Source organism: Streptomyces griseomycini, assembly GCF_014203535.1.
In the GTDB taxonomy this organism is placed as follows: domain Bacteria; phylum Actinomycetota; class Actinomycetes; order Streptomycetales; family Streptomycetaceae; genus Streptomyces; species Streptomyces griseomycini.
Genome location: NZ_JACHJI010000009.1, coordinates 241,618 through 254,956 on the forward strand (window position 1 = coordinate 241,618; position 13,339 = coordinate 254,956).

The following is a 13,339-nucleotide window of genomic DNA, read 5'->3' on the forward strand; positions in this document are numbered from 1 at the left end:
CTCCGGCGGAGCGGGCCGAAGGCGTGGAGGGGCCCGCGGGGACCGGTGAAAACCCTGTGGAAACGGTGTCGGTGGGGCCGCTTATGCTGCACCGGACGATCACGCGGGACCAGGGGAGGGCGCGGCATGCTGGGGAAGCTGTTCGGCAGGGGTGAGGACAGATCCGCGGGGGATCCGCCCGCGCTCGCTCCGCGCAAGGGGAAGCACGGGGTCTCCACTCTGCGGGCGCTCGGCGACCCGAGGGTGCTCGCTCTGGTGGAGGCCGCGGACGCGGGGGACTGGGCGGCGGTCAAGGAGGGACTCGCGCCCTTCGATCTCGGCCGGGAGCAGGCGGTGCTCGGTCAGTTGGCGGTGGTCGACGGTGTCGAGGAGTGGATCGTCCGGGCCGCCGACGAGGACGAGGAGCACCGGGCGGCCGCCCTGCTGATCTCCGGTGCGCGCCATGTCCACTGGGGCTGGGAGGCGCGTACGTCCGCCCGTGCCGTGGACGTCTCGCGTGAGCAGTGGCAGGTCTTCCACGAGCGGCTGCGGATCGCCGAGGAGCACCTCCTGGAGGCCGCGGAGCTCCGGCCCGACTGGATCACGCCGTGGCGGCATCTGCTCACCTCCGGACGCGGCATGTCCGTGCCCGACAGCGTCAAGGAGGCCCGGCTCGAAGCCGGTCTGCGCCGCGACCCGCTGAACCTGGACATCCACCTGGAGTGGATCTCGCAGCTGCAGCCGCGGTGGGGCGGTCAGCCGGGGCAGGCCCTGGAGTTCGCCCGCGAGGCCTTCGCCGCCGCACCCGACGGGCACCGGCTCGGCTGTGTCATCGCGATGGCGTACGTCGAGCAGTGGGTGGAGTCGGACAACGGCGACTGCCTGCAGGACCCCAGGATCCGCACCGAGCTGAGGGAAGCGGCGGAACGCAGCATCCTGCACCACGCGTACGAGCGCCGCCTGGGCTGGCACGGCGACTACAACATGTTCGCCATGGCCCTCTCGCTGGCCGGTAGCAGCAAGGCCTCGCACGTCTTCCGCGAGCTGGACGGTGTGTTCACCGAGTGGCCATGGACGTTCATGGCGGACCCGCAGAAGGCGTACGCGCGCTTCCGCAAGGCCTTCTGAGCCGCCGGTCCGCGGCGCCCGGCCCCCCGTCCGCGCCGATGGCCACCACCACTCCCCTCCCGTCGCTCCCTCCACCCCGGACTGCCCGATGACTCTCCGTGAAAACGCCGGCGCCGACCGCACCTTCCAGGTCGACCTGCGCGGCCTCGTCGACCTCCTCTCCCACCACCTCTACTCCAGCCCCCGCGTCTACCTGCGCGAACTGATGCAGAACGCGGTGGACGCGCTGACCGCCCGGCACGGCCTCGAACCGGCCGCCCCCGCCGGCTCCTTCGGCATCCGCCTGTACGCCGACGGCTCGGTGGTACGCGTCGAGGACGACGGCGTCGGCCTCACCGAGGCCGACGTGCACACCTTCCTCGCCACCATCGGCCGCAGCAGCAAGCGCGCCGAGAAGATCGCCGAACAGCGCGGCGACTTCATCGGCCAGTTCGGCATCGGCCTGCTCTCCTGCTTCCTGGTCGCGGACGAGATCCACGTCCTCAGCCGCTCCGCCCGCACCCCCGACGCCCCCGCCGTGGAGTGGCGGGGACGCGGCGACGGCAGCTACACCGTCCGCGCCCTGCCCGCCTCCGCCCGCCCCCGTCCCGGCACCACCGTCACGCTGACGCCGCGCGCCGACGCGGGCGAGTGGACCCGCCCGGCGCAGGTGCACGCGCTGGCCCGGCACTTCGGCTCCCTGCTGCGCCACCCGGTGACCTTCGACGACGGCACGGGCGGCCCGGGCGCCCCGGTCAACCCCGAGGCCGCGCCCTGGGCGCGCACGTACCCCACGCCGGGAGCCCGCTCCCGCGCCCTGGCCGCGTACGGCGAAGAAGTCTTCGGGTTCACGCCGCTGGACACCATCGAGCTGGACCTGCCGGCCGTGGGCCTGAAGGGCATCGCGTGCGTGCTGCCCGAGGCGGTGCCGGCCGGGCGCCGCCACGGCCACCGCGTGCACGTCAAGGGCATGCTGCTGTCCGAACAGGCCGAGGAGATCCTGCCCGAGTGGGCGTTCTTCGTCCGCTGCGTCGTCGACGCCGAGAGCCTGCGCCCGACGGCGTCCCGCGAGTCCCTGTACGAGGACGACACCCTCGCCGCCGTCCGCGACGCCCTCGCCGAGAAGCTGCGCGCGTGGATCGCCCGGGCCGCCGCCAGCGACCCGGACCTGCTCCACCGCTTCCTCCAGGTCCACCACCTGGCCGTGAAGTCCCTCGCCGTGCACGACGACGAGATCCTGCGGATGCTGCTGCCCTGGCTGCCGTTCGAGACCACCGACGGGCACACCACCCTCGACGAGTTCGCACGCACCCACCGCACCGTGCTCGTGACGTCGAGCGTGGAGGAGTTCCGGCAGGTCGCGGCGATCGCCTCGGCCGCCGGACTCGGCGTCGTCAACGGCGGCTACACCTACGACCGCGACCTGGTCCACCGGCTGCCCGAGATCCGGCCGGAGGTGAGCGTCGCCGACCTCGACCCGGCGACCCTCACCGCCCACCTCGACCCCGTCGACCGGGAGACGGAACTGGCCGCCGCGGCCTACCTCGCCCAGGCCCGCGACGCCCTCGCCGTCTTCGACTGCGACGTCGCGCTGCGCACCTTCCAGCCCGCCTCCGCCCCCGCCCTCCTCGTCGACAGCCGCGAGGCCCGCCACGAACGCACCCGCTCCCGGCTCGCCCGCGAGCAGGAGGGCGGCCTGTGGGGCGACATCCTCGGCGCCCTGCGCCAGGAGGCCCCACGGGCCCAGCTGATCCTCAACCAGCTCAACCCGCTGGTGCGCACCGCCGTCGCCATCGACGAGCCCGAGCTGGCCCGCACCAGCGCCGAAGCCCTCTACGGGCAGGCCGCGCTGCTGTCCCGGCGTCCGCTCAGGCCCGCCGAGTCGAGCCTGATCAACCGCTCCTTCCTCGACCTCCTCGCCCACGCCCTCCGCAAGGACAGCTGACGATGCCCACCGCACCCCACCCCCAGAGCACGGACGAGCTGTACCAGGCGCTCCGGGAGAACGACCGGCGCCCCTACGGCCGCACCCGCACCGTCACCGCCGAGGAACTGGTCGACGCCGCCGAGCAGTTCGCGGAGCCCGTCCCGCTGATCCACGCCCTCCTCGAACTCCAGGAGGCGTACACCTACGGCTCCGAACCCCGCAAGTCCCCCGTCGTCTTCGCCCGCCTGCTCACCCTCTTCGACGAACAGCCCGACGTCTTCGACGAACGCCTGCGCCACACGCTGTTCTGGCGGTTCAAGTGGGTCGCCAACGCCCTGCGCGCGCTGCCCGAGATACCGCTGGCCAGCCTGCGCCAGTGGCTGACGGAGATGCGCGACCGCTACGAGAGGGCCGGCCTGGACCTCCAGCCCTACTACGGACAGGCCTACCAGCTCGCCGCCCACGTCGGCGAGGACACCGCCCTCGCCTACGAGCTGTGGGCCGGCCGCGCCCGCACCCGGCTCAGCGACTGCGAGGCCTGCGAGACCTGCGACCGCGCCCTGTACCACCTCGAGGCGGGCGACGACGAGCGGGCACTGCGCACCTGGGAGCCCGTCCTGGCCGGGAAGGAGTCCTGCCAGGAGGAACCGGCCCGCTCCGTCTCGTACGCGCTGCTGCCCCTGCTGCGCACCGGCCGCACCGACGAGGCCCGCGCACTGCACCTCGCCGGCTACCGCGGCTGCCGCCGCAACCCCTCGATGGCCGGAGAGGTCGGCCGGCACCTGGAGTTCTGCGCGCTCACCGGCAACGAGGCCCGCGGCCTGGAACTGCTCGCCGAGAACCGGACCCTGTTCGACGAGGTGGACTCGCCGCGGGACCTGCTGGACCTCCTCACCGGCGTGGAGGTCCTCCTCCAGCGCGTCGAACTCCTTGGCCACGGCGCACTGCCCGCCGCCGGATTCGCGGGCCGCACCTGGACGGTGGCCGGCCTGCGCGCCGAGGTGCGCGGCCGCGCCGACGACCTCGCCGCCCGCTTCGACGCCCGCAACGGCACCCCGGCCCACACCGACCGCCGCAGGACCCGCCTCGACCGCGCCCCGCTGCTGGACGCACTGGAACTGACCCTGCGCACCCGCAGCCTCGACGACGTGGCCCCGGCCGCCCCCGCCACCCCGGCCGCCGCGCCCGCCGCCCGCACGGCCGCCACCCTCCCCGAGTCGCTGCCCGAGCTCATCCTGCGGGCGCGGTCGCTGGACGAGCAGGGGCACCCGGACGCGGACGCCTGCTGGGCGCGGCTGCGCACGCTCGTCACCGCCCGCGGCTACGCCCACCCGGACGACCCGGCCGTGGGCCCGCTCGTCCGGCTGCACGCGGACCTGCTGGCCGACGAGGCGAGCCGGGCGGGCGACAAGGACGAGCACGCCGACGCCGCCGCCCTCCACGAGGAGGCCGCGGGCCTGTACGAGGACGCCGGAGAGCCGGGACACGCGGCGCTCGCCCGCGCCTGCGCCCTGCTCGCCGCCGCCGAACTCCCCGCGGAGGCCACCGGCGCGGCGAAGACGCAGGAGGCGGAGGACACCGACGGCGCCGGGACGAGGGCCACCGGCGCGGCCGGGGCGAAGGTCGCCGCGCTGACCGCCGCCCACGCGGCCATGGTCCGCCTGCACGAGGAGACGCCCGGCCTCGCCCCGCACCAGGAGGCCCGCCTGCTGCGACTGCGGGCGACCGCGCTCGGCCTGCGCCTGCAGACGTCGGGGAGCGAGGAGCACGTCGCACCGGTCCTCGCCGAGGTGGACCTGCTGCACGCGTTCGCCACCCGGCACGACGTCGCCGGACAGATCGCCGGAGCCCGGCTGCTGCGGGCCACCACCCACGCCATGTCCGGCGACCTGCCCGCCGCGGTCACCGAGCTCGACGGCCTCCTCGACCGGCTGAGGACCCACGGCCCGGCCTGGCACCTGCCCCGCGCGCTCGGCCTGCGCGGCCGGATCCGGCTCGGCCTCCGGGACGCGCAGGCCGCGCACGCGGACCTGACCGAAAGCCTGCGCCTGGCCGCCGACTGGCCGGCCGAGACGGTCGGCACCGCCCGCGTCCACGGCGACCTGGCCGAGGCCTGCATGCACCTGGGCCGGCCCGACGAGGCGCTGCGGCACCTGACGCGCTCGGCGGAGCTGGACCTCCGCCACGGCAGCCGGACGGACGCGTTCTGCACCTACGCCAACGCGGCCCGGCTCAGCCTCGACCTGGGCCGCGTCGAGGACTGCATCGCGCTGCTCGACTCCCTGCTGACCGAACCGGACGTCACCGCCGGAGAGCTGGACGACCGGCTCGTCGCCCAACTGCGCCTGACCCGCGCCCGCGCCCTGCACGCGGGAGGGGACCTCAAGGCCGCCACGGCGGAACTGGTCGCCCTCGCCGCCGAGTCGGCCGGCTGGGACGACGACCCGGGCAGCCACGCCATGATCGCCGCGGAGACGGCCGTGCTCCTCGCCGAGTCCGGCGAGTTCGACCGGGCCCGCAAGGCCGCCGACCAGGCACTCGCCGCCCACGCCCGGGCCCCGCGCTACGAGGTGCTCAGCAACTGCCTGCGCGAACTCGCCCGCCTCCAGGCCCAGCAGCAGGGCCCCGACGGCCTGGCCGACGCCCGCGCCTTCCTCGCCGACGCCGGCCGGATCGCCGACGAGGCCCGCGCCGCCGCGTACGAGGCCCACGGCCGCCCGCTGGACCCCGCCCTGGCCTACGAGCACGGACGGGTCAACGCCTACGCCGGCGCCCACGAGGACGCCCTGACCGCCCTGGAAAAGGCCCTCGCCCTGCTCGGCGAACCGGGACCGGAGCAGGACCACGCCGGCGAGTGGGCCGAGTGCGTCCGCCTCGCGGGCGCCGTGGAGGGCGTCTACCTGGAACGCCCCGCCCCCGCCCTCGCCCGCCTCGACGCGGCGGTCTCCCGCCTGACCGCCCTCGGCCACACCGAGGAGACCGAGCCGCTGACCGCCCTGGCGGCCCGGCTGCGCGACGGGGAGTGACACGGCGGGTCCGGTGCCGGGACGACGGCCCGCCCCGGCACCGGACCCGGCCGCCCGCTCAGTGACCGGAGGTCGCCTTCAGCCCCACCACGGCCACCACCAGCAGGCAGATGAAGAAGATCCGGGCGGCGGTCACCGGCTCCCCCAGCACCGCCATGCCCAGCACCGCCGCCCCGGCCGCGCCGATCCCCACCCACACTCCGTAGGCGGTGCCGATGGGCAGCGTCCGGGCGGCGTACGACAGCAGCAGCATGCTGCCGACGATGCCGGCCCCCGTGAGAACACTGGGAACGAGGCGGGTGAAACCCTCGGTGTACTTCATGCCGATCGCCCAGCCGACCTCCAGCAGACCGGCGACGACGAGCAGGACCCATGCCATGACCAGGCACCTCCGGGACACGAACGGAAACGGGGGTGCGTCGTCTTTTCCTTCACCCCGGTACGGCGCGTCTCGTCGGGGCCCGTGAAGCCGTGCGGCTTCCGCACGGGTCCCTCCACCCTACCCGGAACAGCCGGGAGGGGCCGGTGACCACGGTCACCGGCCCCTCCCCGGTTCCTTCGCGGAACCAGCGGAACCAGCGGGACTACAGGTACAGGCCGGTCGAATCCTCGGAACCCTCGAACCGGTCCGCGGCCACGGCGTGCAGATCCCGCTCCCGCATCAGCACGTACCCGACGCCCCGCACCTCGACCTCCGCCCGGTCCTCCGGATCGAACAGCACCCGGTCACCCGGCTCCACGGTCCGTACGTTCTGCCCCACCGCGACGACCTCGGCCCAGGCCAGCCGACGGCCCACCGCCGCCGTCGCGGGGATCAGGATCCCGCCCCCGGAACGCCGCTCGCCCTCACTCGTGTCCTGCCGCACGAGTACGCGGTCGTGCAGCATCCGGATGGGCAGCTTGTCGTGCTGGGGGCTGTGCTCGTGTCTGTTGGCGCTCACGTCCTGAAACCTACCTGCCTTCACCACATCCGCACGCGGGCGGGTCAGCCCTTGCGCCGCCGCGCGGTCATCGTCAGCAGCCCCACGACCCCGACCACCAGCAGCGCCGCCGGCACCACCCGCTCCAGCCGGGGCGCGCCCTCCGCGTCCACGAACTGCGCCTTCACGTCGCTCACCACGTGGTTGACGCGGACGTAGGCCCGCCCGAGCGTGTGGTCCACGTTGGCGACGACCCTGGCCTTCGCGTCCCCCACGATCGTCTTCGGGTGCACCCGCACGCCGATCTCGTCCAGGGTCTCGGCCAGCACCGCACGACGGCGCCTGATGTCCGCCTCGATCTGCGCCGGGGTTCTGGTGTCCGCCGTGTCCGCCACCGTGTCGCCTCCGAAATCCGCTGATACCTGTGCCGGACAGTCTGTCAGCTTCGCGCCGCGCCGCACTGTCAGGACCCCCGGTTACCCTCGTTCCCGGCACCCGATCCACGCAGCGCGTACGTACGAGGAGACCAGACCGATGAGCGAACGCCTCCAGCCCGGGGACGAGGCCCCCGCCTTCACCCTGCCCGACGCCGACGGCAACGAGGTGTCCCTGGCCGACCGCAGGGGCCGCAAGGTCATCGTCTACTTCTACCCGGCCGCGCTCACCCCCGGCTGCACCAAGCAGGCCTGCGACTTCACCGACAACCTCGACCTGCTCGCCGGCGCGGGCTACGACGTGATCGGCGTCTCCCCCGACAAGCCGGAGAAGCTGGCGAAGTTCCGCGAGAAGGAGTCCCTGAGGGTCACCCTCCTCGCCGACCCCGACAAGCGGGTCCTGGAGGCGTACGGCGCCTACGGCGAGAAGAAGCTCTACGGCAAGACGGTGGTCGGCGTCATCCGCTCCACGGTCGTCGTCGACGAGGAGGGCAGGGTCGAACGCGCCCTGTACAACGTCAAGGCGACGGGCCACGTGGCCAAGATCATCAAGGACCTGGCCATCTGACCCGCGCCCCCTCGGAACGGCCCGTACCCGATCACCGGTACGGGCCGTTCCGCATTCCGCACGTGACCGTCCGATAACCGGTTCGTTACTCCGTACGAGACCGCGAACGGACAGCCGGACGCGGAACGACGGAGGGGACTCGATGGGGGCCAGTGCGTACACCAGGGAACGCCTGGAGGAGGCGGCTCGGGGAGCACGGACACTGACGGAGGCGCTGGTGCGGTTGGGGGTGGATCCGAAGAGTTCGACACGGCAGTACTTGCTCGAGCGGATGAAGAAGCTCGGGGTGGATGTCTCCCACTTCGAGCGGGAGGGGGTGAAGTGGACGAGGGAGATCCTTCAGGAAGCCGTCTCGGCGTCGACCAACATGTGCGAGGTGCTCCGGCATCTCGGGCTGGCTGTGGCCGGCGGACACCACACCCACATCAGCCGACGGATCAAGGCGTACGGCATCGACACGTCACATTTTCAGCTGCCCACCGGGCGCGGCCGGCCGAAGCGGCCACGGTCACCGGAGGGCCTGCTCGTCGCGCAAGAACCCGCCTGTGCCCGGCGCATTCAAAGTGACCGGCTCAAGTGGGCCATGACCGCATCGGGGGTGCCGGAGCGGTGTGCGCTCTGTGGCGTGGAAAACGTCTGGCGAGGGCGTCCGCTCCCACTGGAGGTCGACCACATCGACGGGAACTGGTGGGACAACCGCATCACGAATCTTCGTTTCCTCTGCCCCAACTGCCACTCGACGACAGACAACTACCGGGGACGCGGCAAGGCACGCGCCGAGGGCCGCGCATGAGCGGCAACCAGTACACCCGCGAACGGCTGGAGCAAGCAGCCGAACAGTGCTCCAGCCTCGACGAGGTCATCGCCTTCTTCGGCACTCAGCCCTACGGAAGTCTCCACGGATACCTCACGAGGCGGTTCGCGCACTTCGGCCTAGACATCTCCCATTTCAGCCCTTCCGGCAAACCGCCGCGCCCCACCGCAGAAGAGCTGGGTGCGGCAGTAGCCGACTCGATCTCGATCGCCCAGTTGCTGCGTCGGCTGGGGCGTCCGGACAACGGTGCGCAACGCGCCCTCTTGCGCCAGTGGATCGCTGAGGACAACGTCTCGACGGCGCATTTCCTGGGGCAGGCCCATCGGCGCGGCAAGCCAGGCGCGGTTCCTCTCAGGCAGCCCGAGGACATCCTGGTCAAGCACGAGGGCCGACGCCGCACGAGGACCGCCCTCCTGCGTCGGGCGCTCCGAGAAGTCGGTGTGCCTTACGAGTGCGCCGAGTGCGGTACGGCGCCCGAATGGCTCGGCAGGCCGATGACCCTGGAGATCGATCACATCAACGGGGACTGGAGCGACGACCGGAAGGAGAACCTGCGACTGCTCTGCCCCAACTGCCACGCATCCACGGAGACCTGGTGCAGAGGCGGCCAGCGGCGGCATACTCAGGCCCGGTAATGTTGTGCGCGGCCAGCGCCCGTACGCCAATGGCCGAGCGGCGATCTTTAGGTGGTCGTGTTTGTCGGTTCGAATCCGACCGGGCGCACAGGCGAAACGAGCCCCGCACCTTGGATTCAAAGGTGCGGGGCTCTTCTGCGGTCAGCCCAGCAGCTCCCGTACCACCGGAACCAGTTCGCGGAAGGCCTTGCCGCGGTGGCTGATCGCGTTCTTCTCGGCGGGGGAGAGTTCCGCGCACGTCCTCGTCTCGCCCTCCGGCTGGAGGATCGGGTCGTAGCCGAAGCCGTTCGTGCCGGCGGGCTCGTGGCGCAGGGTGCCCGTGAGCCGGCCCTCGACCACCCGCTCGGTGCCGTCGGGCAGTGCGAGGGCCGCCGCGCAGGCGAAGTGGGCGCCCCGGTGTTCGTCGGCGATGTCCGAGAGCTGGGCCAGGAGGAGGTCCAGGTTGGCCCGGTCGTCGCCGTGGCGGCCCGCCCAGCGGGCGGAGAAGATGCCGGGGGCGCCGTTCAGGACGTCGACGCAGAGGCCGGAGTCGTCGGCGACGGCGGGCAGGCCCGTGGCCTGTGCGAGGGCGTGGGCCTTGAGGAGGGCGTTCTCGGCGAAGGTGACGCCGGTCTCCTTGACGTCGGGGACGTCGGGGTAGGCGTCGGCGCCGACGAGGTCGTGGGGCAGGCCGGCCTCGGCGAGGATGGCCCTCAGTTCGGTGATCTTTCCGGCGTTGCGGGTGGCGAGGATCAGGCGGGTCATGGGGTCCAGTATCCCGGGCCCCATGGGCCGTTCCGTTCCGGTCCGTTCCGCTCCCCGCGGTGCGCCTACGGGGTGCAGACCTTCGTCAGTTCGCCGGCCGCGTCGGTGACGGGGCCTATGTCGGGGGTCTTGTCGCCGTTCTCGATCGACGTGCGGACGTTGTCGACGGCCTTGCCCAGGTCGTCGACGGCCTTGGAGACGTCGGCGTTGTCGGTCTTGTCGCCGATCTCGTCGAGGTTCTTGTCGATGGAGGCGAGGGATTCCTCGAGCTGGGTGACGTCGTTGGAGGCGTTCTCGACGGCCTGCTGCATGTCGGTGACGCTGTCGGCGACGGCGTCGGCGGTCTGGACGCAGTCCAGTGCCTTGTCGACGGCGTCGCAGCCGGTGGTGAGTCCGGCGGTCAGCGCGACGGCCGCCAGGGTGGCGGCGACGGCTGCGGTGCGGCGTCGGCGGCTCGCGGCCATGGAACGGTCCCTCCCTCGTCGGGCCGGTGGTCGGCCCGGTTCACTGGCCGGGCGCGCGGGGTCGAGCCGCGCGCCCGTACTCGTTCAGACGCGGGGACGGCCGGCGCGGTTGCTCCGCGTCGACCACCCTTCTTGGTGCGTCCTTTACTTTTCGAGGACGGTATCAAGCGCGGCGCGCTGTGCGGCGGCGAGTTCGGCGCAGCCGGCGACGGCGAGGTCGAGGAGGGCGTCCAGTTCGTCGCGGGCGAAGGGTTCGGCCTCGGCGGTGCCCTGGACCTCGACGAAGCGGCCGTCGCCGGTGCAGACGACGTTCATGTCGGTGTCGGCCTTGACGTCCTCCTCGTAGCAGAGGTCGAGGAGGGGGACGCCGCCGACGATGCCGACGGAGACGGCGCTGACGGTGCCGGTGAGGGGCTGGCGGCCGGGGCGGACGAGTTTCCTGGACCGGGCCCAGGCGACGGCGTCGGCGAGGGCGACGTAGGCGCCGGTGATGGCGGCGGTGCGGGTGCCGCCGTCGGCCTGGAGGACGTCGCAGTCGAGGACGACGGTGTTCTCGCCGAGGGCCTTGTAGTCGACGACGGCGCGCAGGGAGCGGCCGATGAGGCGGCTGATCTCGTGGGTGCGGCCGCCGATGCGGCCCTTGACGGACTCGCGGTCGCCGCGGGTGTTGGTGGCGCGGGGGAGCATGGCGTACTCGGCGGTGACCCAGCCTTCGCCGCTGCCCTTGCGCCACCGCGGGACGCCCTCGGTGAGGGAGGCGGTGCAGAGGACCTTGGTGTCGCCGAAGGAGACGAGGACGGAGCCTTCGGCGTGCTTGCTCCAGCCGCGTTCGATGGTGACCGGGCGGAGTTGTTCGGGGGTGCGGCCGTCGATTCGAGACATGGCGTCGAGCCTAGCCGGACACGGGGAAGGGGCCCCTCCCGCGGTGGGGTGGGGGCCCCTGGGGGTGAGCGGGGCTCACATCATGTCTTCGATCTCGGCGGCGATGGGGTCGGCGTCGGTGCCGATGACGACCTGGATGGCGCTGCCCATCTTGACGACGCCGTGGGCGCCTGCGGCCTTCAGGGCGGCTTCGTCGACCTTGGCCGGGTCGACGACCTCGGTGCGCAGGCGGGTGATGCAGCCTTCGACCTCTTCGATGTTGTCGATGCCGCCGAGCCCGGCAACGATCTTCTCAGCCTTGGTGGCCATGTTCGTTCTCCCTGATCCGAACCGCTTTGTCGCAGTAACCCACAGTTGGCCCATCTTTGCGAGCGGTCATGTCGTGGGTACCGAATGATGGCGTCACGACAGCGGAACCGTCCTCCGACTGGTCTACACCACCAGGCGGAGTGTCGCCAAACCCGTCGAGCGGCGCCGAGCGAAGGGGACCGGATGAGCACCGACAGCTCCGCCGGCGCCGGGAAGACGGTCGGTTCCCCGCGCGAACGCTGGAACCGGTTGTTCCAGGGTCTGCAGAAGATGGGCCGGAGTCTTCAGCTGCCGATCGCGGTGCTGCCGGCGGCGGGCATCCTCAACCGGCTGGGGCAGCCGGACGTGTTCGGCGACGAGGGGCTGGGCTGGACGAACGTCTCGAAGGTGACGGCGGGCGCGGGCGGCGCGCTGCTGGACGGTTCGCTGGGGCTGCCGCTGCTGTTCTGCGTCGGCGTGGCCATCGGCATGGCGAAGAAGGCGGACGGCTCGACGGCGCTGGCGGCGGTGGCGGGGTTCCTCGTCTACTTCAACGTGCTGCGGCAGTTCCCGGAGGACTGCCCGGAGGGGTCGCGGGCGGTGCCGCAGGTCGGGTGCCGGGTGACCGAGGGGGCGGAGACGGTGACCGCCTTCACGTACCAGAACCCGGGGGTGTTCGGCGGCATCGTCATGGGGCTGCTGACGGCCTACTTCTGGCAGCGGTTCCACCGCACCCGGCTGGTGGACTGGCTGGGCTTCTTCAACGGCCGCCGGCTGGTGCCGATCATCATGGCGTTCGTGGCGATCCTGTTCGCGGCGCTGTGCCTGTGGGCCTGGCCGCCGATCGGCGACGCGCTGGAGGGTTTCAGCGACTGGCTCAGCGACCTGGGCGCGTGGGGCGCGGGTGTGTTCGGCGTGGCGAACCGGGCGCTGCTGGTGATCGGGCTGCACCAGTTCCTGAACGTGCCGATGTGGTTCCAGTTCGGCAGCTACACCAGGCCGGACGGCACGGTGGTGCACGGCGACATCAACATGTTCCTGGCGGGCGACCCGACCGCGGGCCAGTTCACCACCGGTTTCTTCCCGATCATGATGTTCGCCCTGCCGGCCGCCGCGCTGGCGATCACGCACTGCGCGAAGCCGCACCGCCGCAAGGAGGTGGGCGGGCTGATGCTGTCGGTGGGGCTGACGTCGTTCGTGACCGGGATCACCGAGCCGCTGGAGTACTCGTTCCTCTTCGTCGCGCCGGTGCTGTACGCGGTCCACGCGGTGCTGACGGGCGTGTCGATGGCGGTGACGTGGGGGCTGGGGGTGAAGGACGGGTTCAGCTTCTCGGCCGGGCTGATCGACTACGTCATCAACTGGAACCTGGCCACCAGGCCGTGGCTGATCGTTCCGATCGGTCTGGTCCTCGCGGCGGTCTATTACGCCGTCTTCCGCCTCGCGATCACGAAGTTCGACCTGAGGACTCCGGGGCGGGAGCCGGAGGAGGAGGTGGAGGACGCCACGAAGGCGTGATTGCTTAGGCTGGAGGCGGCTGTCCAAGCCCTC

The 13,339-nt window shown here is 72.2% G+C and carries 14 protein-coding genes, 1 tRNA gene and 1 riboswitch; of the genes, 8 read left to right on the plus strand and 7 right to left on the minus strand.

The genetic code is table 11. The annotated features are described in order from the left end of the window. Positions 1–126 precede the first annotated feature (126 nt). The 3 genes from FHS37_RS25570 (at position 127) to FHS37_RS25580 (ending at position 6,039) form a co-directional block, all read left to right on the plus strand. A complete protein-coding gene (locus FHS37_RS25570; RefSeq protein WP_184825274.1) occupies positions 127–1,107 on the plus strand; it encodes a hypothetical protein in 981 nt (326 codons plus the stop codon). A gap of 88 nt (positions 1,108–1,195) precedes the next feature. Beyond that, positions 1,196–3,031: an HSP90 family protein gene (locus FHS37_RS25575; protein WP_184825276.1), complete on the plus strand. Its 1,836-nt coding sequence runs from the start codon at positions 1,196–1,198 to the stop codon at positions 3,029–3,031. 2 nt (positions 3,032–3,033) lie between these two features. Then, positions 3,034–6,039 carry a hypothetical protein gene (locus FHS37_RS25580; protein WP_184825278.1) on the plus strand — a complete coding sequence of 1,002 codons (3,006 nt, stop codon included), beginning with the start codon at positions 3,034–3,036 and terminating at the stop codon, positions 6,037–6,039. 58 nt (positions 6,040–6,097) lie between these two features. On the opposite strand, the gene FHS37_RS25585 is transcribed toward FHS37_RS25580, so the two are convergent. From FHS37_RS25585 to FHS37_RS25595, 3 genes are all read right to left on the minus strand, one after another. Next, positions 6,098–6,418 carry a DMT family transporter gene (locus FHS37_RS25585; protein WP_184825280.1) on the minus strand — a complete coding sequence of 107 codons (321 nt, stop codon included), beginning with the start codon at positions 6,416–6,418 and terminating at the stop codon, positions 6,098–6,100. 34 nt (positions 6,419–6,452) lie between these two features. Continuing rightward, positions 6,453–6,519, minus strand: a riboswitch (guanidine-III (ykkC-III) riboswitch). A 104-nt stretch (positions 6,520–6,623) separates the two neighbouring features. After that, complete coding sequence (locus FHS37_RS25590) at positions 6,624–6,980, minus strand: GroES family chaperonin (protein ID WP_184825282.1); 357 nt, start codon at positions 6,978–6,980, stop codon at positions 6,624–6,626. Between the two features lie 44 nt (positions 6,981–7,024). Continuing rightward, positions 7,025–7,354, minus strand: coding sequence for a DUF3618 domain-containing protein (locus FHS37_RS25595; RefSeq protein WP_184825284.1), 330 nt, complete (start codon positions 7,352–7,354; stop codon positions 7,025–7,027). Positions 7,355–7,493: 139 nt separating this feature from the next. Here FHS37_RS25595 and bcp point away from each other — a divergent pair, with 139 nt between their 5' ends. From bcp to FHS37_RS25615, 4 genes are all read left to right on the plus strand, one after another. Further along, a complete protein-coding gene (bcp, locus tag FHS37_RS25600) occupies positions 7,494–7,961 on the plus strand; it encodes a thioredoxin-dependent thiol peroxidase (protein ID WP_184825286.1) in 468 nt (155 codons plus the stop codon). Positions 7,962–8,103: 142 nt separating this feature from the next. Further along, entirely contained in the window at positions 8,104–8,754 is a 651-nt protein-coding gene (locus FHS37_RS25605) for an HNH endonuclease signature motif containing protein (protein WP_184825289.1), read from the plus strand. Beyond that, complete coding sequence (locus tag FHS37_RS25610; protein ID WP_184825291.1) at positions 8,751–9,410, plus strand: HNH endonuclease; 660 nt, start codon at positions 8,751–8,753, stop codon at positions 9,408–9,410. Before FHS37_RS25605 ends, FHS37_RS25610 begins: the two co-directional genes overlap by 4 nt. Before the next feature lie 15 nt (positions 9,411–9,425). After that, positions 9,426–9,498: transfer RNA gene (locus FHS37_RS25615), tRNA-Leu, on the plus strand. A gap of 53 nt (positions 9,499–9,551) precedes the next feature. Here the strand turns inward: FHS37_RS25615 and rdgB are convergent. The 4 genes from rdgB to FHS37_RS25635 all read right to left on the minus strand — a co-directional run bounded on the left by rdgB (position 9,552) and on the right by FHS37_RS25635 (position 11,809). Beyond that, positions 9,552–10,154: an RdgB/HAM1 family non-canonical purine NTP pyrophosphatase gene (gene rdgB, locus FHS37_RS25620; protein ID WP_184825293.1), complete on the minus strand. Its 603-nt coding sequence runs from the start codon at positions 10,152–10,154 to the stop codon at positions 9,552–9,554. 65 nt (positions 10,155–10,219) lie between these two features. Continuing rightward, entirely contained in the window at positions 10,220–10,618 is a 399-nt protein-coding gene (locus tag FHS37_RS25625; RefSeq protein ID WP_184825294.1) for a hypothetical protein, read from the minus strand. A 144-nt stretch (positions 10,619–10,762) separates the two neighbouring features. Continuing rightward, positions 10,763–11,500, minus strand: a complete 738-nt coding sequence (rph, locus tag FHS37_RS25630) for a ribonuclease PH (protein ID WP_184825296.1) — start codon at positions 11,498–11,500, stop codon at positions 10,763–10,765. Between the two features lie 75 nt (positions 11,501–11,575). Beyond that, entirely contained in the window at positions 11,576–11,809 is a 234-nt protein-coding gene (locus FHS37_RS25635) for a PTS sugar transporter subunit IIB (RefSeq protein ID WP_030868674.1), read from the minus strand. Between the two features lie 183 nt (positions 11,810–11,992). On the opposite strand from FHS37_RS25635, the gene FHS37_RS25640 reads away from it, so the two are divergent. Continuing rightward, complete coding sequence (locus FHS37_RS25640; RefSeq protein WP_184825298.1) at positions 11,993–13,306, plus strand: PTS transporter subunit EIIC; 1,314 nt, start codon at positions 11,993–11,995, stop codon at positions 13,304–13,306. The last annotated feature ends 33 nt before the right edge of the window (positions 13,307–13,339 follow it).